The 17,935-nt window shown below is 67.5% G+C and carries 20 protein-coding genes and 2 pseudogenes; 8 read left to right on the top strand and 14 right to left on the bottom strand.

Going from position 1 to position 17,935, the window contains the following annotated elements; translation table 11 throughout:
* Window positions 1-129 precede the first annotated feature (129 nt).
* The 7 genes and pseudogenes from ACWD3E_RS42425 to ACWD3E_RS42395 all read right to left on the bottom strand — a co-directional run.
* Window positions 130-372 (bottom strand): annotated as a pseudogene (locus ACWD3E_RS42425) (GNAT family N-acetyltransferase); the annotation flags it as partial.
* A gap of 237 nt (window positions 373-609) precedes the next feature.
* Window positions 610-1,833, bottom strand: a complete 1,224-nt coding sequence (locus ACWD3E_RS42420) for an MFS transporter (protein WP_451392807.1) — start codon at window positions 1,831-1,833, stop codon at window positions 610-612.
* A 156-nt stretch (window positions 1,834-1,989) separates the two neighbouring features.
* Window positions 1,990-2,646: a hypothetical protein gene (locus tag ACWD3E_RS42415; RefSeq protein WP_451392806.1), complete on the bottom strand. Its 657-nt coding sequence runs from the start codon at window positions 2,644-2,646 to the stop codon at window positions 1,990-1,992.
* 848 nt (window positions 2,647-3,494) lie between these two features.
* Window positions 3,495-3,809 (bottom strand): ATP-binding protein, encoded by a 315-nt coding sequence (locus ACWD3E_RS42410; RefSeq protein WP_451392805.1) that lies wholly within the window; start codon window positions 3,807-3,809, stop codon window positions 3,495-3,497.
* A gap of 230 nt (window positions 3,810-4,039) precedes the next feature.
* Window positions 4,040-4,495, bottom strand: a complete 456-nt coding sequence (locus ACWD3E_RS42405; protein WP_451392804.1) for a helicase associated domain-containing protein — start codon at window positions 4,493-4,495, stop codon at window positions 4,040-4,042.
* Window positions 4,496-4,595: 100 nt separating this feature from the next.
* Complete coding sequence (locus ACWD3E_RS42400; protein ID WP_451392803.1) at window positions 4,596-5,258, bottom strand: hypothetical protein; 663 nt, start codon at window positions 5,256-5,258, stop codon at window positions 4,596-4,598.
* A gap of 153 nt (window positions 5,259-5,411) precedes the next feature.
* Window positions 5,412-5,693, bottom strand: coding sequence for a hypothetical protein (locus ACWD3E_RS42395; RefSeq protein WP_451392802.1), 282 nt, complete (start codon window positions 5,691-5,693; stop codon window positions 5,412-5,414).
* A 142-nt stretch (window positions 5,694-5,835) separates the two neighbouring features.
* On the opposite strand from ACWD3E_RS42395, the pseudogene ACWD3E_RS42390 reads away from it, so the two are divergent.
* Window positions 5,836-6,652: pseudogene (locus tag ACWD3E_RS42390) on the top strand (IS5 family transposase).
* 58 nt (window positions 6,653-6,710) lie between these two features.
* Here ACWD3E_RS42390 and ACWD3E_RS42385 read toward each other — a convergent pair.
* Window positions 6,711-7,415: a hypothetical protein gene (locus ACWD3E_RS42385; RefSeq protein WP_451392801.1), complete on the bottom strand. Its 705-nt coding sequence runs from the start codon at window positions 7,413-7,415 to the stop codon at window positions 6,711-6,713.
* 191 nt (window positions 7,416-7,606) lie between these two features.
* On the bottom strand, window positions 7,607-7,741 hold the full coding sequence (locus tag ACWD3E_RS42380; protein ID WP_451392800.1) for a DUF6233 domain-containing protein: 135 nt from the start codon (window positions 7,739-7,741) through the stop codon (window positions 7,607-7,609).
* A 332-nt stretch (window positions 7,742-8,073) separates the two neighbouring features.
* On the opposite strand from ACWD3E_RS42380, the gene ACWD3E_RS42375 reads away from it, so the two are divergent.
* Window positions 8,074-8,436: a hypothetical protein gene (locus ACWD3E_RS42375; RefSeq protein ID WP_451392799.1), complete on the top strand. Its 363-nt coding sequence runs from the start codon at window positions 8,074-8,076 to the stop codon at window positions 8,434-8,436.
* Window positions 8,437-8,461: 25 nt separating this feature from the next.
* On the opposite strand, the gene ACWD3E_RS42370 is transcribed toward ACWD3E_RS42375, so the two are convergent.
* Window positions 8,462-8,977, bottom strand: a complete 516-nt coding sequence (locus tag ACWD3E_RS42370) for a hypothetical protein (protein ID WP_451392798.1) — start codon at window positions 8,975-8,977, stop codon at window positions 8,462-8,464.
* 199 nt (window positions 8,978-9,176) lie between these two features.
* Between ACWD3E_RS42370 and ACWD3E_RS42365 the strand changes: the two genes are divergently transcribed.
* The 3 genes from ACWD3E_RS42365 to ACWD3E_RS42355 all read left to right on the top strand — a co-directional run bounded on the left by ACWD3E_RS42365 (window position 9,177) and on the right by ACWD3E_RS42355 (window position 12,549).
* Window positions 9,177-9,521, top strand: a complete 345-nt coding sequence (locus tag ACWD3E_RS42365; RefSeq protein WP_451392797.1) for a hypothetical protein — start codon at window positions 9,177-9,179, stop codon at window positions 9,519-9,521.
* Between the two features lie 158 nt (window positions 9,522-9,679).
* A complete protein-coding gene (locus tag ACWD3E_RS42360) occupies window positions 9,680-11,113 on the top strand; it encodes a M1 family metallopeptidase (protein WP_451392796.1) in 1,434 nt (477 codons plus the stop codon).
* Between the two features lie 227 nt (window positions 11,114-11,340).
* Window positions 11,341-12,549 carry an ISAs1 family transposase gene (locus ACWD3E_RS42355; protein WP_451392795.1) on the top strand — a complete coding sequence of 403 codons (1,209 nt, stop codon included), beginning with the start codon at window positions 11,341-11,343 and terminating at the stop codon, window positions 12,547-12,549.
* Between the two features lie 75 nt (window positions 12,550-12,624).
* Here the strand turns inward: ACWD3E_RS42355 and ACWD3E_RS42350 are convergent, their stop codons facing one another.
* Window positions 12,625-13,113 carry a hypothetical protein gene (locus ACWD3E_RS42350; protein ID WP_451392794.1) on the bottom strand — a complete coding sequence of 163 codons (489 nt, stop codon included), beginning with the start codon at window positions 13,111-13,113 and terminating at the stop codon, window positions 12,625-12,627.
* Window positions 13,114-13,158: 45 nt separating this feature from the next.
* Entirely contained in the window at window positions 13,159-13,494 is a 336-nt protein-coding gene (locus ACWD3E_RS42345) for a hypothetical protein (RefSeq protein ID WP_451392793.1), read from the bottom strand.
* 1 nt (window position 13,495) lies between these two features.
* On the opposite strand from ACWD3E_RS42345, the gene ACWD3E_RS42340 reads away from it, so the two are divergent.
* Window positions 13,496-14,167, top strand: a complete 672-nt coding sequence (locus tag ACWD3E_RS42340) for a polymorphic toxin-type HINT domain-containing protein (RefSeq protein WP_451392792.1) — start codon at window positions 13,496-13,498, stop codon at window positions 14,165-14,167.
* Entirely contained in the window at window positions 14,164-14,625 is a 462-nt protein-coding gene (locus ACWD3E_RS42335; protein WP_451392791.1) for a hypothetical protein, read from the top strand. Before ACWD3E_RS42340 ends, ACWD3E_RS42335 begins: the two co-directional genes overlap by 4 nt.
* Before the next feature lie 170 nt (window positions 14,626-14,795).
* Here the strand turns inward: ACWD3E_RS42335 and ACWD3E_RS42330 are convergent, their stop codons facing one another.
* Together ACWD3E_RS42330 and ACWD3E_RS42325 are read right to left on the bottom strand one after the other, a co-directional pair.
* Entirely contained in the window at window positions 14,796-16,001 is a 1,206-nt protein-coding gene (locus ACWD3E_RS42330) for an IS256 family transposase (protein ID WP_451392808.1), read from the bottom strand.
* A 92-nt stretch (window positions 16,002-16,093) separates the two neighbouring features.
* On the bottom strand, window positions 16,094-16,900 hold the full coding sequence (locus ACWD3E_RS42325; RefSeq protein WP_451392790.1) for a transposase: 807 nt from the start codon (window positions 16,898-16,900) through the stop codon (window positions 16,094-16,096).
* Window positions 16,901-17,021: 121 nt separating this feature from the next.
* Between ACWD3E_RS42325 and ACWD3E_RS42320 the strand changes: the two genes are divergently transcribed.
* Window positions 17,022-17,510 carry a GNAT family N-acetyltransferase gene (locus ACWD3E_RS42320; protein ID WP_451392789.1) on the top strand — a complete coding sequence of 163 codons (489 nt, stop codon included), beginning with the start codon at window positions 17,022-17,024 and terminating at the stop codon, window positions 17,508-17,510.
* Window positions 17,511-17,935 lie beyond the last annotated feature (425 nt).

Below are 17,935 nucleotides of genomic sequence, written 5' to 3'. Positions count from 1 at the left end.
AGATGCTCAAGCGCCAGATGTTCGGGCGGGCAGGCTTCCAACTTCTTCGCAAACGCGTCCTATTGGCGTAACGGAGAGTGGCCGCGTCACAGAAGATGAGCCAGACCCGGTTGCAGTGAACGAAGCCACTCAACCGGACGGCGTGACCGAGGACCACACGCCGAACCACTGCTCGGCGCCGTACTCCTCGAACCGCTCCACCTCGGTGAAGCCCAGCTTCGCCGCGAGGCGCATCGCGCGGTCGTTGGCGGTCTGGGTGCAGAGCACCACCGGCTCGCTGGGAACCGCGTCGGTAAACCAGTCGAGTGCCGCTGCGCACGTCTCGGCGGCGTACCCGCATCCCCACGCTTCCGGCAGGAACATTGCGGGCAACGGCATCCTGTTGGGCAACGGGCTAATCTTGGTCGACAGTCATCGTGCCCGTGGGATCTGTTGCCTTCTCACCGCCCGCACCAGCGATGACGCCCGCACTGGAAGCTCCTGGCGATCAGCTGAATTCGTGGCCTTGCCCAAGACCGGACCCGCGACCGACACCCTCGCCAGCTGATCACTAACTTCGCAGCCTGGGGCTTCGGGCGCCTACGGAACCGAGCACTGATGCCGACCTCGTTACGGCGCGGCGACCTCTCCGGCCTCGCTGGCCGGGGCGCTGCCGTGCGCCGCTACCGCCGCCACTAGCGCTCCGGCGCTTGCTGTCCCCGCCGCGAGCGCGAACACCGCGCCTGTGCCCGCCTGGTCGAGCAGCGCCCCGGCGAAAGCCGAACCGGCGGCGAGGCCCAGGTTGTAGGAGGTGCTGACCCAGGTTCCCGCCTCCAACTGCGCGTCCGTCGGAACCGTTGAGTCCACCAGCAGGAAGGACGTGATCAGCAGGGTGTCCGCGCAGACCCCGAGGCTGAGCAGCGCGAACGCCGCGACCGGCGCGGCCGTGATCAGCGCTGGCAGGGCGAGGCAGACTGCGGCCGAGGTGGCCAGCAGCGCCAGTCGCGACGCGGCCGTGAGTCGCCACGCGTGGCGCCCGTAGGCCAGGCCGCCGAGAGCTCCGCCGACGGAGCAGAGCGCCAGCAGCCAGCCGGTGACGCCCGCGCCCCAGGAGGCGACGGCGGCGATCTCCTCCACCGCGAGCGCGCACCCGGAGCTGAGGACGACCAGCAGAACGGCCGCGAAACCCGGTACGCGCAGGGGGCCCCAGGGTGACCGCGCGGTCGCGTTTCCGGCGGTCGGCCGCAGCTCGATGGCGGACCGGCGCAGCGCGGCGCCGAGCGCGCCGAAGCCGACGAGCACCAGAGCGACGCAGGAGGCCAGTGCCGACGGAGCCGAGGTGTCGCTGATCAGGACACCTCCGACGGCCGGGCCGAGGGCGAAGACCGTCGACTCCGAGACGGTGTCCAGACTGAGCGCGCGCTGCCGCTGGGCCGGGTCGGTCGCCAACCGGCCCCACAGGGTGCGCATCAGCGGTCCCACCGGTGGCGGGACTGCCCCGGCGGCGGTGGCCAGGGCGATGGCTAGCCACGGCGCGGCCCCGGCCGCTCCGACAACGGCGATGGCGGCGAGCAGGCCCGCGTAGGCGCCGGCCAGCACCATCAGCGCGCGCCGCCGCCGCGCGACGAGCCGGGCGCGGGCGGGACCGAGCAGCGCCGTGACCAGGCCGAACAGCCCGCTCGCCGTGCCGGCGACGGCGTAGGAGTGGGTGGCCTGCTTCAGTGTGAGCAGCAGCGGCAGGCCCAATAGACCGTAGGAGAGCCGCGCGAGCATCGCGGCGGCGAACAGCTTGCGGGCATGCGGGAGTGCGAGAACGGCGCGATAGGACGCGCCGCCCTTGGACGGGCGTGACATGGAAGTACTCCGGTTGCAACGCGAGGACATGACCGATCGCGGTACCGCCCGGCCGGATACGGCGTGGGCGGGCGACGGTCTGTCAGTGCGGTCCGGAGATCATGGCGGTGACGATAGCAGCCCGCCGAAGGAGCCGCTCGGGTTTCTGACCTGCGATCAGTCTCCGCTCGGTGATGGGCATGATGGTCGAGTTGGGGTGGGTGCAGAGCGGCCCGCCACGATTCCTGAACCATGAGGGCTCAACGCGGCTTCCCCGATCACGCGGCAGGGGCTACGCGGTGCGAGAGCGCGCAGATCCTCCATGTCGGTGCAGAAGTCTTCGTGCGGACCGATCCAGTCGGGGTCCCATGAGGCACGGTCGGCGGTGCGTATCTGGGCCTGGAGGTCGGCCAGCTCGCCGGGCAGGTCCCGCAGTCGCGTGACGATGCGAGTGCCGTTGCGCGGACCGCCCTTGGACCGTGACAGCAGATTCGCCATCTCCCGGTCCGGAACGACGACGTGGCAGTACGGCACCGCGATGCCCAACGCATCGATGTCGTACAGGGCGTTCACCGTCCAGGTCTTGGTCTGGTTGCTGAAGAGCTCGGCTTTCAGGTCCACGGCAATGCGCACCGACGGCATCCGGTCGGCGAACGCAGCCATGCGGGGTCGGCCAGATCTCGGGCGAGCCGTGTCGAGTCCGATCTCCCGGTGGAGGTCGATGCGGTACTCGCCTAGTAGCTCCTTGAGTAGTTCGTAGTGCTCGTGCAGGATTTCGCGTGCCTGGACCCGAACACGCAGTTCGTGCCGACTGATCGGATCGTCTGCGAGCATCCCGGCATACGTCTCCTCCCACTCGAGCCTGCTCCGGGCAGCGTCGCGTACGGCTTCGGGCCGGTATCCAAGCCGTCGCAGGTTTTCGATCTCCTCGTCCCTCGGCCCCGCGAGCAGCTGGAACTCGGCGCACTGATTGGCCTTGCGCAGCAGGTCCCGAAGCTCCGGGACCGTGTCCATGTTGACGTCACCGGAGGACCACGGAGGACCAGCGGGGCGCGTTCGCCGACGAGCGCCCATGCTGCCCCGATGCCGAGCACTCGCGGTGGGCTGGGCCGGAACGTCGGTCGGCCGAAGCTCACATGCATGGCGTGCAGCATCTGGTGCCGGAGCAGGACACGGCGTGAACGCATGGTGCGACAGTGGGAGACCGATGCCATAATCCGGGCTACGTCCGCCCGCTGGCGCGGGTCGGTGATCTTCCCGATCTCCATGTAGTGGGTGGCCGAGAGCGGGAACACGACACCTGCCGCGGAAGCGTCCCTAACGGCGGTGAGCAGGGCCGTGTCGGATGCCTCGCGTGGTGCTCCGCTCGCCGCGCAGGCTAGCCGGATCCACACCCACAGATCGAGATAGACCGACGGCGCAGCCATGTGGAGGTTCGGCGAGTCGGCAGTCTCTGTCATCGGCGTCTCCTGGTTCTCCGCGCCGCGCGATGTTTGACGCCCTGGGCGGGCGAGACGGTGACGCCTGGTCGAACTGACAAGCGTCGTGCCCGTGGCCCACCATTCTTCCAGCAGAGCATCGCGGGCGCCGCACAATTTCACCTGACGCCACATGCGGGCCGGCAGTATCTCCCCGCCATGGTCTGTCTGTTGGGCATCGACATGCTGTGCCGCTGGGCGGGTTCACGTCGGACGCGCATCCGTGACCGGCGGCAGCAAGATGCAGAAGGTCACCCCCTGTCCTGGACCGGTGGTCAGTGCCCCCGGCCCGTGGTGGGCGGTGACCAGGGACTGGACGATGGAGGGGCCGAGACCCGCCCCAGCGCCGCAGGCGCGGGAGCAGGAACTGTCGGCGCGGTAGATGCGTTCGAAGGACCGCTCGGCCTGTTCGTCGGTCATCTGCCGTCTGTAGTCCGCGAGTCGGTTTGCGGCGCAATCGCATCGCCCCCTCGCCGGTTTGGTCCGGGCTGCTATTGAAGAGGGTGCGGATGCCGTCACGGACTGCGGTTCGGGCCCGGGCGGGTCGGGCTGGTCCGCTTGTGCGGCCCGTGATCAACTCGCCGCGCATCCATACGCTCGCGCTCAGTACCCGTCGCGTTTGGGGGCGAGTGCCCGCAGCAGGGTGTACTGGCCCGGGCAGTGAAGGGTGGTCAGTGTGGGCGCGGGTGCGTTTGGCCGCGGCCAGGGTTTGTCCGGGGGAGAGGGCACCAGGCTGTGGCCGTCGTCGCTCACCTCGTCCGGCTCCACCTGGAGGTCGGCGGCGAACTGCCGATGGAGCCCGGCGACGTCGTGGCGTCCAGCGGGGCCAGGAGGTGCCCGTTCTCCTGGGCCCATCCGCGCGCGGCGGCGAGTCCTTCTTCCCACGCGACGTCGTAGTGCGACCAGATCATGCTCTGCTTCTCCAGCTGCTCGATGCGGTCGGCGTCCATGTCCCCGGGGGCGTAGAAGCCGCCAGCGTCGGCGATCCACTGCCCCAGCGGAAAGTTGGCGAGCGAGGCCGACCACCCCTCGGCCTCCGCCTCCTGGCCGCCGCCAGCGGGCACGCGGTACGTGAACGGGACCTTGAGGTCGCCGTGGAGCAGGTCGTAGATGACGGCGGCCTCCACCCCGCGCCGCCAGTGCTCGTGCTCGGGGTTGAGGACTCGCAGGTTGATGAACGCCGCCAGCTGAGCTGGGGCAGGCACCGACGGCCCGGATCCGTCCACCTCGCCTCGGCCCTCCTGCGGCGCCTTCGGCGTCATGTATCCGCTCTGACCGCCGGTACGGCGTGGTGGCATTGCCGCTCTACCGCTCGGCGGTGCCTTCCTCACCGTCAATCTCGTAGATCCGCTCTTGAAGCCGTTCACCGGCCCAGTCCAGCCCGACGCCCAGGTCAAACCAGTGCCGATCCTTGCGGACTCCGGGCGGTGAGAGGTTCACCGCCGCCCACGAGAACACCCCCAGGAGGATGGAACGCCCGTGCTGCGTGGTGCGCACGGACAACGCAAACGGTGCGGCGAGTGCCGCGCGGGTGACCAACATGACCTGTTCGTCCTCAGAATGCCGACGCCCGCCCGTGAGAAACCGGGGCGTTTCAAGGATTTTGACCCACTCGACCACTGCGTCTGCCACCTGGGCGCGCAAGGACTCTTCGATGCCCTTCCGGACGGCGGTCGCGGGATCATCGCCGAGCCAGCCAAGCCAGTGATCAGGATCAGTGAGCTTGCTGAAGTCGTCCTGTGGCACCCCGTGACGAGGATTCTCCTGGTACTCACCTGTCAGTTTCCCGCTGCTATCCACCAACCACGCGCCGCGGATTGCCTCGGGAGGCACGTAGCCGTTCGGGTCGTCGATATACGTCGGGTCGATCTCGGCGACGCTGCCACCCGGATTCTCAGCAGCCGCAGCCAGCAGCGCCGGCTCGTTCGGTATGCCCTTACGTCGGCTTCGCGAGCCAAAAAGCCCCACGTTCCCACCCCCACCGTTGCCCACCCAGTTGACCGCGATTGTGCCGCACCGGTCAGGACCGCACGCCGACTCACCCGAGACCGACCCGCCATCCGCCAAGGCCCCCGCCCACCACGGAAAGCCACCCCGACACGGTATGAGATGGAGAGCCGGTCAGGGCGCCGAGGGTGGCGGCCCGTCGGCCAGGCGCTGCATCCGACGCCCGAACATCCGCACGGGTCGCGCCCATAGGAGAACGGCCCCGCCCGGCGGCGCGGCCAGGGCAGGGCCGCGCAGGGGGTCGCCGGCGTACCAGACCAGCCCCTGCTCAGCATCCAGCACGCGCCAGTTCCAGCGCCAGGCGACCGCCGACAGCACCCGCCCGCCTTCCCCCGCAGGCAGGAGAGCCGGCTGACCGACCGACAGCGGCAGCACCGGATACCTGCCGTCCCACACACGCCAAGGATACCGAGCCGCGAGGCGACACATGCGTGGGATGTTGACCAGGCCCGCTAGCCCGCCACCGAGCGGCAGTAACTGGTTCTAACAAAAGCCGTTGATCATGTGACTGTTGGCTTGTCCGCTCGTTGGTCTGGTCGTGGGGAAACGTCAGTCCCGGCCATGGATCGTGTCGGATGAACTGTGGTCGCTCATCAAGCCGTTGCTGTCCGAGCCGGCGCCGAAGCTGGTCGAGGGCAGACCTCGAGTGCTGGACCGGCAGGCGCTGTGCGGGATCCTCTTCGTCCTGCACACCGGCATCCAGTGGGAGTACCTGCCCCAGGAGCTGGGCTTCGGTTCGGGTATGACCTGCTGGCGGCGCCTGGCGGCCTGGAACGAGGCTGGCGTATGGGAGCAGGTGCACGTGCTGCTGCTGGAGAAGCTGCGGTCGAAGGACAAGTTGGACTGGTCCCGGGCGTTGATCGACTCCTCCCATGTCAGGGCTGCCCGGCGAGGCCCAAAAGCGGTCCCAGCCCGGTCGATCGAGCACGTCCGGGCAGCAAGCTCCACCTCATCGTCGACGGGCAGGGCATCCCACTCGCGGTATCGCTGACCGGCGGCAACCGCAACGACGTCACCCAACTCCTGCCCCTGCTCGACAAGATCCCGGCGATCGCGGGCCGGGTCGGCAGACCACGCCGGCGCCCCGACGCGCTGCTGGCCGACCGCGGCTACGACCACGACAAGTACCGCCGCCTGCTCTGGCACGCGGGATCCGACCCGTGATCGCGAAGCGAGGCGAGCCCCACGGCACCGGCCTGGGCATTTTCCGCTACGTCGTCGAGCGCACGATCGCCTGGCTCCACGGCTTCCGCCGCCTGCGCATCCGCTGGGAACGACGCGACGACATCCACGAAGCGTTCCTCGGACTCGCCATCTGCCTGATCACCCACCGCCACGTCCAACGGCTTTGTTAGGGGCAGTAAGCCAAAGCCGACGACTGCGATCAGTAGGTTGTCCGCAGATACGGGTACGTCAGCCCGCTGTGGCCGCGCGGTACGCCGCAACCGCTGGTGAGAGGACGGTCTCCACACCGGACTGCGGCTTCTTCGCGGACATTTTCTGCACCATCAGGATCACGTTCCCCTCGCGGACGAACCCCGTCTCAGTGATGTACGGGTCCGTATCACCGGACAAGGTCGACGCGATCCGGAGCACCAGGCTGTCGTCCGCCCTTACATCGGCACCCCTCACGGACACGGTGTTCTGCGTGCGGGTGCCGTCGTCGAGCGCGTCGGTGTAGGCGGTGCAGCGCTGCGTGACGCCGCGAACGGCGGCCATGACCGCGGCCGCCTGGCCGGGTGCGTACCGGTCGAGGGACTCCTGGCCGAACCAGCCGTAGTCGTCACCGACGGGCTCCTGCTCCACTGCGACCGCCACGTCCTCGCCCGGGCGGGCATGAGCCGTCATGAAGGACTCGACGGTGAGTTGGGAACACGGCATCGACGCGATCGGAACGGTGGAGGGGGTGTGCGGGGCGCCGGTCGTTGTCGAGTCGATCTTTCCCGTCATCAGCTTGAAGCCATGCGGAAGCTGGGCCTGAGTCAGCAGGCCATCACGCAGCCGATCCCGCAGGGGCACCGAGGTGGACGGCGGGCGTGCCGACGAGCCAGCAGAACAAGCCGAGGTGGCAAGGATCGCCGTGATGGCCGCGGCCACCGCGACATGATGTGCGCGCACCAGTCTGTTCCCCCTCAGATCCATAGTCGGCCTACCCTCTCACGCGGCGGTTGTGGCCTCTGCTTCGCGTCGGGCCGGTGCTTTCCAACCCCGGGAGTCAGTCGGCTACCTGGGCCCTCCTGCAACGCCGGGGCGTCGCGCCCAGTGCGCGCCACGCCCCGGCCTCACCCTCAACTGCTTTGCCAGGGCTCCTAGTCCAGGATGCCGAGAGCCGTGTCGGGCCGGCAGGGAATGCACGGCGGTACCTGCTGGCGCAGGGCATCGAGGGCCTGCTGCCGGGTCGCAGGGCGGGCACCGGCTGCTCTTGGCCGCTGCCCCGAACTCACCGGTGCGTACCGCGTCCACGTTGGTGCGGTTGAGACCGTACTGGATTAATTAGCCAGTCCGGTGGGGCCGTCCGCATCTTCATCCCCCGGCGCCGCTCCGCCTTACGCCGTTCCTCGCGATCCAACCGTCGATCTGGAGGGCTGCCGTCGCCTGCTGAACCACCACCCGGCGGGCGAAGCGGAGCAGCTGAAGCCGCGACGGTTATTCGTTCATGCGCTCGATTCCGTGAGCCAGTGGAATCGCCGGAATCTATCCACAGGCCAACGCTTCTACGGTCGGTGTCCGCTTCCGGGTGTGAGGTGCCCCGAAAGCACTCCGAAGGGGCACGACCATGACGCAGACGAAGTTCGACAAGCAGATGGAGGAGTCCGCCGACTCCCTCGTGCGCGGGATGGGCCGGGTCCTGGCTGGCAGGGACCTGGACGGCGTGAAGCGGACCGACGCCACGTTCTGGCGCGCGGGCACCCGCGCCCTGCCGAAGGTGGAGGGCAAGGTCCGGCGCCGCTCCGAAGTCCTCTCCGTCACCGACGACTCGCTCTTCGGCTACGACATCGCCCAGAACCTCCTGGTCGAAGGAACCAGCGACTACACCCACCTCACACTGATCAGCGACTTCCTCAAAGAGGCGAGCCGCACTCACCTCGATGACCGCTGGCGCATCCTGCCCGGAGTAATTGTCAATATGCATGGATGAGCTGGCCTGGGTAGGGCTTGCTGCGTTAGTCGGCCGTGAGGTTGCTCGGTTCCTCCCCGCGATACGGCATCCATCGGTATCCGGTCTGGAACACTTCGTAGTCGGCGCTCGGGTCGAGTTCCGCATGCAGCTTTTCGCAGAGCACGAGCCCGTGGATGCTGCCGTCGTTCAGTTCGTCAGACCACTCGCACCTGAGCTCAGCAGGGTCTAGGAGTGATTCCGGATCCCAGCCGACCTTCGCGGCGACATATCCGTGGAACTGCGCGAGCAGTTCATAGAGTTGGTGTCCCAGTTCGGTCAGCTCTGCTGCGGTGAGCTGGAATCTGGGGAGGCTGCCGTCCAGGCCACAACCCCAACTGACGGCCATGGGCAGGATCGAGAGCTCGATGTATGAGCCCACCTTCGCCAGCATCGGCCGGTAGAGAGGGATGCGGTGGGCGCCCGCGCGAAGCACCCATGGCTCGGGGTCGATGCGGGCGGCAGCCTGTGCGGCCTCGGCGTCGTCGCCGAAGTTCACCACGAGCTCGAAACAGATCGCCACGGTTCTTCTGCCTCCCCAGCCCCACAGCCTCACGCAGCCGGTGTTTCGGTATGTTCGACGCGGATGCCATTCTTGAACCTGGCGCCCGTACGGACCAGGGGCACCAGGTGGGATCCAGCGATCGCCCGCCAGCGCGGACGCCGGTGTCAGCGACGGGTGGGCGCACACCCTGGCAGTCTCCGCGGCCGAGTCCACTGCCGTGACCACGACCGAGGCGGAGGAGAAAACGGCGCCGTCGCTCGCTCCGGTGCCGGGCTCGACGGCGCCGCCCTGGCGGGAAGGGCTGCCGGTGACGGTTCTGGCGCCGGACTATGAGCGGATTCTGGGCGTGCTGGAACAGCAGCGATCCATGGGTCACGGGCCGCTTCGGGCCAAAGAGATTGCGGTGGAGCTGGGCCTTGGGGCGACGCCGGCGAAGGTCGAGGGTCTGCGGTCGAAAGCCCGGCACCTGGCGGAGCGCGGGTGGCTCCTGCTGGAGGCGTCGGGAGCATTCAGTGCCGGTCGGCGGCCCGGGCCCGTGCCAGACGCCGGCACATCCGCGTGACCATCGACGTGCGCCAACGTACAGCGAACATCCCCTGCGTACCCTGGCATTTTCGCCGCCCAAGCGGAGCCGACCTCCCCTCTTCGCGCGGGCCTGTGTCGGCCGTGGGGAACCCTGTGACAAGATCCGCTGGCATGTCATCTGTCATGTCGTCTGCCATGCCTTCGTTGCCTTCGTTGCCTTCGTCGCCCACGGGCCCCTCAAGAACCGGTCGCCGTCTGCTGGTCGCCCTGCTCGCGCTGCTCGCGACAGCGGGCTCCACCGTGGCCGAGGCCGGCACGCCGTCCGGCCCGGTGCCCGGCGCCGCGGTGAGGGCGGTGGCCGAACCCGCTACGCCCGACCGCCCCAGCTACGACGTGAAGCTGCGCGCCGACGCCGACGGCTCCCACTGGGCGGGCCGGCAGACGGTGTCCTTCCGCAACGCCTCCAGCCGGCCCCTGCGTGAGGTGTATATACGCCTGTGGGGCAATGGCGAGGACGGCTGCGGGACATCGGGAAGACCGTCCCCCGTCCGCGTCTCCCACGTGCGCGGCGGCACTCCGGGCCGCCCGGGCGTGAAGTGCACGGCGCTGCGCATCGCTCTGCCGAGGCCGCTCGCACGCGGCGAGCGGACGGCCGTCTCCTTCGACGTGGCCCTCACCGTGCCCGCACGCAACAACCGCTTCGGCCGCGAAGGCGCGTTCCGCTTCCTGGGCAACGCGCTGCCGGTCCTCGCCGTGCACGACGCGAGGGGGTGGCACCTCGATCCGTATGTGTCGTACGGCGAGAGCTTCTACACCCTGGCGAGCGACTTCCGGGTGCGCCTGGACCACCCGTCCGCCCTCAAGGTCCCGGCGACCGGCAGCACATGGACCCGCCCCGGCGGTACCGGGCGTACGGTCACACACAGCGTCGCCAAGCGGGTGCGGGACTTCGCATGGGCGGCGGGCCCGTTCCGCACCGCGACCCAGACCTCGCCCGACGGCGTGCGCGTGAAGTCGTACTGGTCGCCGAACACGCCCGCCGCCGGTGTCCGCCTCAACCGCAAGGACGGCGTCGCCGCCATCGACCGGTTCGGCAGGGAGTTCGGCCGCTATCCGTACGGCGAGATAGACCTCGTGATGACCCCCGGGTTCGCCGGCGGCATGGAGTACCCCGGCCTGGTCATCCTCGGCACCGAGGAGGAGGGCGGCGCCACCGTCCACGAGATCGCCCACCAGTGGTGGTACGGCATCGTGGGCAACGACGAGTACAACTCACCCTGGCTGGACGAGAGTTTCGCTCAGTACGCCAACGCGCGCTACTACCGCTGGGACGGGTTCGAGTGCTCGCCGGACGACTCCTGGCCGAGCGCCACCGCCGCGCTCACCAACTCGATGGCCTACTGGTCTACACACCGTGGCGAGTACTTCCAGGTCGTGTACGGGATCGGCCCCTGCGTCCTGGCCGACCTGGAGCACGTCCTCGGGGCCGGCACCATGGCGCGCCTCATCAAGAAGTACGCCCACGACCACTGGTACGGCGTCTCCACCACCGTCGACTTCAAGAAGGCCGCACAGTCGATGACGCACAGGGACCTCGGCCCCTTCTGGCGGAAGCACCGCATCCGCTGAAGTCGCACTCCGCTCGCGGGTGACGGGCGTACCCCGTCGGCGCCACGATGACGGTGACCGACGGGGTACGCGGGCAGGGCGGCGTCGTTCCGGCGGTGCATCCGGGTTGATGGGGCTTCAGGAGCTGGGGCAGGACTGCGGGGTGGTCGGCGGGGGCTGACGCGGAGGCAGGCACGACTTCCGGTGATCATGAGGTGTCGAGTCCCTGATCACCACGACGGAAGACCGTGCCTGCCTGCTCATCCTCGCTCATCCCGCGCCCTCTGGGCCAACTCGCCGACACCGCGCCGACCGTCCCCGATGACCTCCCCGGCCTGCTGACCTGCCTGGCTCAGGTGCCCGATCCCCGCCGGGACCAGGGCCGACGCCACCCGCTCGCCTTCGTCCTCTCCCTGGCCGCGTGCGCGGTCCTGGCCGGAGCGAAGTCCCTGGCCGCGATCGCGGAGTGGGCCGCCGACGCCCCGCCCAACGTCCTGGCCCGGCTCGGTGGCCCATGCCGGGAGCCGGACCGCGGCCCCGTCGCCCCGGCCGAGGCCACCGTGCGTCGTGTCCTCCAACGCATCGACGGCGACGCGCTGGATACAGCCGTCGGAAGTTGGCTCGCCGGGCGCGAACGCGCCGCCGGCCAGGAGGAGAACGACAGCGACCGGCGGCCCCTGCCCTCCCTCGCCGTGGACGGCAAGACCGTGCGCGGTGCCCGCCGCACCGACGGCACCCAGGTCCATCTGCTCGCCGCGATGACGGGGACCGGCCTGGTCACCGCCCAGCGCGAGGTGGACGCCACGACCAACGAGATCACCGTCTTCCAGCCCCTGCTTGCCCCGCTCAACCTGCACGGCACGGTGGTCACCTTCGACGCCCTCCACTCGCAGACCGCCCACGCGCGCTTCCTCGTCGAGGACAAGCACGCCCACTACATCGCGCTGATCAAGGGCAATCAGCCCACCCTGCACCAGTGGCTGAAGGCCCTGCCATGGCGGGAAGTGCCACTCCTGGACAAGACGCGGGCCACCGCGCACGGCCGCGACGAGATCCGCCGGATCAAGGCCGCCGCCGTCGCCGGGATCGCGTTCCCACACGCGGTGCAGGCCGTCCAGATCGTGCGCCGCCGACGGATCGTCACCACCGGCAAGGTCACCCTGGAACGCATCTACGGGGTGACCGACCTGACCGCGGAGCAGGCCGACGCAACCGAAATCGCCCGCCGCGTCCGCGGCCACTGGGGCATCGAGAACAAGATCCACCACGTCAGGGACACCACGTACGCCGAGGACGCCTCCCGCGTACGCACCGGCACCGCTCGACGTGCCATGGCATCCCTGCGCAACCTGGCCATCGGCGCTCTCCGACTCGCCAACCAGACGAACATCGCCGCTGGACTCCGCCACCACACCCGCGACGGCAACCGTCCACTGATCACCCTCGGCATCATGTGATCAACCAGGACACATCACCTGAACGACGCGGCCCTGGCCATCAAAAGCAGACCGACGGTAGCGGGAAGGCTCGCCTCACTCTTCCGGTGGTGTCCACATCACTCTGACTCGGTCGGCGGCGACGTCAAACCCGAGCAGTGGCTGCGTGCCGCCGCCTTCGGGGAACAGCGGCACCGACTTGCCCAGGCGACGGCCGATGGCGGTCAGGAACCCGCACAGGACGTCCAGCCGCTCCTGCCCCTGAAGTTCCCGGAGGTCGACGTCGAAGCCGATCTGCTCGTCGCCGAGGAACCGGAAGATCGCGCAGACCTCGGGATCAGGCCACACACTCAGGCTCGGGCACTCGGCGTCGGCCGGGCGGGACAGCACGGCCTCGGCGCGGGGCAGCGGCAGCACTGCGTTGCCCTCGGCGAACTCGAAGGTCCAGCCCTGTTCCTTGATCAGGTCGAGCACGGCCTGCCAGTCCGCCGCCGTCGTGTTCTCAACGAACACATCGGGCAGGCAGCCCCCATCGGCGGGATCGAGCAGCCACGCGACCTGGTCGTCCCACAGCAGATCAGCCATCCCACCATCCTGCCCGCTGGGTCCTGCTACACGGACTGAATTTCCTCAAGGCCCCTCAAGACCGGCGGTGATCTGGGCTGCTGCGAGTCGGGCCTCTTCGCGCACCGCCGGGTCGGGGTGACGTAGGAAGGGCTCGATCAACGGCCGTGCCTGCGCGGAGTGCGTCGCGCCGAGGATGTAGAGGGCGTGTTCGAGGTGCTCGCGCGCCATGGTCGGCATGGTGGCGGTCAACGGTTCGACGACCTCCAGGGGCAGGCTGTGGCGGTCGAACGCCTCGCTTATCGAGTTCAGCGCGGACTCGCGGACCTTGGTCACCGGTTCGTTGACGACCAGGGTGACCAGTCGCCCGACGACCAAGCGGGCGGCATCAGCGTCGAGCACGGTGCCGCGCAGGATTAACCACGACCACGACCTGGTCGACGTCACCATCCAAACCGGCCGCCGCCACACTGACGTCCTCCATACCACCTCAAAGCACCCATTCTGGGACGACACCTTCCACTCCTGGATGCGCGCCGGCCACCTCAAGCCCGGCCACAACCTGGAAACCGCCACCAACCACCACGCCCGCATCCTCACCGTCCGCACCCGCACTGGCGCTGCGGACATGTACAACCTCACCGTCCAGCAACTCCACACGTACTATGTACTCGCTGGGGTCACACCGGTACTCGTTCACAACTGCCATGGCTCCATTGAGGGGCACTCGACGACCTGTTCATGCGACCCGGAGAATCCGAGAAGCGAAGTTACGCTTGACAGGGACTCGTTCGAGGCGGCTAGAAACAGTGGGCTAGACATCGTGGGAACACTTGATACCGGTACACGACAAACCCTCAGAGGGCGACTGGAGAGCGCAGTTGAAACCTTTGGAAAAGTGACTGGGTTTACCGAAAAGAGTGGCGGCGAGTACAGAGAGTTTCGCTTGGACGTTGACCCGGTGAAGGGTGCACATATCAACGTGATGACGGGTAAGGGCGCAGCCGTCCGGAAATATGCCATCAGGTGGCCGTCCGATACCGTAGCCCCCTGGTTGAAGGTGCTCCAAAAATGACCGAGAACAATGGATACGCAAGTCGCCCAGACTATCTGCCGGGCTTCATGAACGATCCCGAAGATGACGATGGTCGCCAAGTTGTGAAGCTACGATGGGCCGAGAGTCGGGAATTGGAGGCGATGAGCCTTAACAGATTTCCGTCGACCTTCAGTGCGGCTCTTGACTGGGATTCCGCTTCATACGAGGACCGTCTTTGGTGGGATGATGAAGAGGGATGGGCGCGGATGGCATCGCAACTGCTGTCTGCTTACGCGGAACGTGGGATGACCGTCGCCATCTTCTGGGGGAATCTCGCACTGCCGACTGTCACTCTGCCTGCGGATGTTGCCATACGTCATGCGCGCGAGATCCTTGATGTAGGGCCGCACTTCTGGATTTACCCGATTGGTGCTTCCGTTCTCATCGAGTGCCTGATGGATGGGCAAATCACGGTTGCGACCATTCCTGCAACATAGGACAGGGCGGCTAACTCGGCTGGCGTAAGGCCCACCAGTACAGATTCGACCCAGGCGCTAAGCCTGCACGGTAGTACGCTTATGTAAATTTGAAGCCCCGTCAGGTGGTACCTGGCGGGGCTTCGGCGTGGGGTGTGTCAATTTAACGGCTGATCTTGGTTGTTGAGTGGTCAGTTGTTGCTCGGGGTCAGGCGGCCCTCGAAGGCGATCTGGAACGCGTTCAGGGGTGCTTTCCAGCGCATGGTCCACCTCTTGCGGCCCTTCCCGGTCGGGTCCAGGCTCATCAGTGCCATGTAGATGCACTTGAGGGCGGCGGCCTCGTTGGGGAAGTGGCCGCGGGCGCGGACGGCCTTGCGGATGCGGGCGTTGACGCTTTCGATCGCGTTCGTGCTGCAGATGACCTTGCGTATCTCGACGTCGAAGGAGAGGAACGGCACGAACTCGGCCCAGGCGTCCGACCACAGCTTCACGATCGCCGGATACTTCCGGCCCCACGCTTCCTGGAACTCCAGGAACCGCTCCGTGGCCGCGTCCTCGTTGGGCGCGGTGTAGACGGGCTTGAGTGCCTTGGCGACTTTGTCCCAGTCCTGACGGGCGGCGTAACGGAACGAGTTCCGCAGCAGGTGAACCACACACGTTTGAACAATCGTGCGAGGCCAGACGGTCTCCACGGCCTCGGGAAGGCCCTTGAGTCCGTCACAGACCAGCATCAGCACGTCGTCCAGGCCGTGGTTCTTCAGCTCGGTGAACACGTGCAGCCAGTACTTGGCGCCCTCGCCGCCGTCGCCGGCCCAGATGCCGAGGATGTCGCGGGTGCCGTCCACGGTCACCGCCATCACGACGTAGACCGGACGGTTCGCGACCTGCCCGTCCCTGATCTTGACGTTGATGGCGTCCACGAACAGGACCGGATAGACGCGGTCGAGCGGCCGGTTCTGCCACTCGGCCATGCCCTCCATCACTTGGTCGGTGATGGTGGAGACGGTCTGCTTGGACACCTCGGCGCCGTACACCTCGGCGAGATGAGCCGATATCTCCCCGTGGGTAAGGCCCTTCGCGGACAACGACAGCACCATCTCGTCGACGCCTGTGAGGCGCCGCTGCCGCTTCTTGACGATCTGCGGCTCGAAGCTGCCGGCAGTGTCACGCGGCACCTTCACTTCCACCGGCCCGACATCGGTCAGCACGGTCTTGGCCCGGGTGCCGTTGCGGCTGTTGCCGTTGTTCTTCCCTGCCGGATCATGCTTCTCATAACCGAGGTGATCGGTGATCTCGCCCTCCAGGGCAGATTCCAAGACCCGCTTGGTCAACTGCTGCAGCAGCCCACCCTGCCCGGTCAGCTGCAGCCCCTCCGACCGGGCCCGCTCCACCAGCATCGCGACCAGTTGCTCATCGGACACGGGCGCAGGCTGCCCCACCTGGGCACTCTCGTCAGGCTCCACGGTCTCCAACTCCACGGCGGTGTCAGTCACTCGACTTCTCTCCCGTGATCGTCGGATCCGCCGTTAGATTTACACTCCCGATTGTGCAGGCGGGCGATGCCGAGCATGGCGTGGTGGACGCCGTCGCCTTTGAGGCGGCAGTCGCGAAGGATCTTCCAGGTCTTCATGCGGGCGAAGACGTGCTCGACGCGGGCGCGGACCTTGCGGTGAGAGGCGTTGTGTTCCTCCTTCCAGGCGGGTAGTTCGCTCTGGCCTTTCTCTCGGCGGTGTGGGATGACCAGGCCGGTGCCGCGGTAGCCGCCGTCCGCGATGACGGTGGTCGTACCGACGGCGGCTTTCGCCCCCGACAGTTCCCATGCCTTGCAGTCGTTGCGGTTGCCGGGCACCGGCTTGCCGACGGCGACGACCAGGCGGGCGTCGGCGTCGATGACGACCTGGTGGTTGGTGGAGTACCGGTAGTTTTTCGACTGCTCGGCGATGGTGTGATCGCGAGTGGGCACCAGGGTGCCGTCCACGATCAGCACGGTGTCCTTGCGGAACCGTTTGCGCTGCTGGAGCGCGAGCGAGGGCCCAAGGTGGTCGATGATGCGATCGGCAGCCGACTTCGATACCCCGAACAGCGGTGCCAGCTGCCGTAGCGTGAGGCTAGTGCGCCAATACGCGGCGACCAGCAGGACTCGGTCCTCCAGCGGCAGGCCCCACGGTCGGCCCTTGCGAACGGGGTCTGCGCCCTCTTGTCGTAACGCCGTGACCAGCTTGCCGAACTGTCGCGGGCTCAGTCCGCTGAACGGGGCTATCCAGGACGGCTCCGACGCCGTAATCACACCAGCCACAGCAAGATCATCTCAGCTGCCGGCCATTCGCGGTGACCGGTGAGCAAGGAGTGCAGGCCGAGGAAACGGCTTTGCGTCCCATGTGATCAGCGTGGAAGCTGGCTCGCCGGAGGTACTGAAGATGACCAACGTTGTGTTGAAGCTGTCAGCCCGTGACTTGCTGCATGCGGACTTGGCGTCGTGCGGGTGGGCAGGGTCTGACCATCACCTGGCTGGCGTCGTCAAGCAGTTGGAACGTGCCCGGATCGGTGAGGTCGACTACCTTGCGGTCTGCCCCGCAACCAACATCCCTGTGGCGAAGGGTGGCGTCGACTATCAGGTCAAGGACGGTGTCGGCACGTTGTGGCAACTGGCGGTCCACCCCGCATTGCAATCGTGTGGGATCGGCACGTTCCTTGTCGAAGCCGCAGAACTGCGGATCAGGAACCGCGGTCTGCGGCAGGCTGAGCTGGCTGTGGAGGAAAACAACCCCCGGGCACGTGCACTATACGAACGACTGGGATACGTCGCGTACGACCGTCAGCCGGACTCGTGGGACGAGCAAGCCCCTGATGGGTCGTTGCGCCGCTACGAAACGATCTGCACGTTGATGCGGAAGGAACTCGCGTAGGCTCAGTCACCTTCACGGGATCTGTCGGCGAACGCGTCGTCCCAGGTCACGTGGTCATCGGTTCCGGGTGTCGCCCTCCAAGGCCGTGGGCCACGGCGAAGGCTCCGTCCTCGGCCCTGGCTAGAAGCTGTGGGTGCTGAGCGGCTCCTCCGCGCTCAGTTCGCCCTGCCCGAGGCATGACGCGGCACCCGCGTCTGGCGGACCTCAACTGGACCGTGTAACGGCTGAGCCTGCGGGACGTGGAGGACAACCGACTGGCGATTCTTGACGTAGCCCGAGCGGTCACGGGACAGCCCACCGCCCCCGACGATCTTTTACGGGACAGCCCTTAGTAGGACTCCGTTAGGTCTTCCTGCCGGGCCTGTTCAGGAGCATGGTGGGAGTGTGGACGCACATGAAGTGAACCGAGTCCGGGCGAAGTTGGC

Source organism: Streptomyces sp. NPDC002676 (assembly GCF_053592455.1).
Note: the sequence above shows the minus strand (reverse complement) of the source record. Positions and strands in the feature narration are given on the sequence as shown.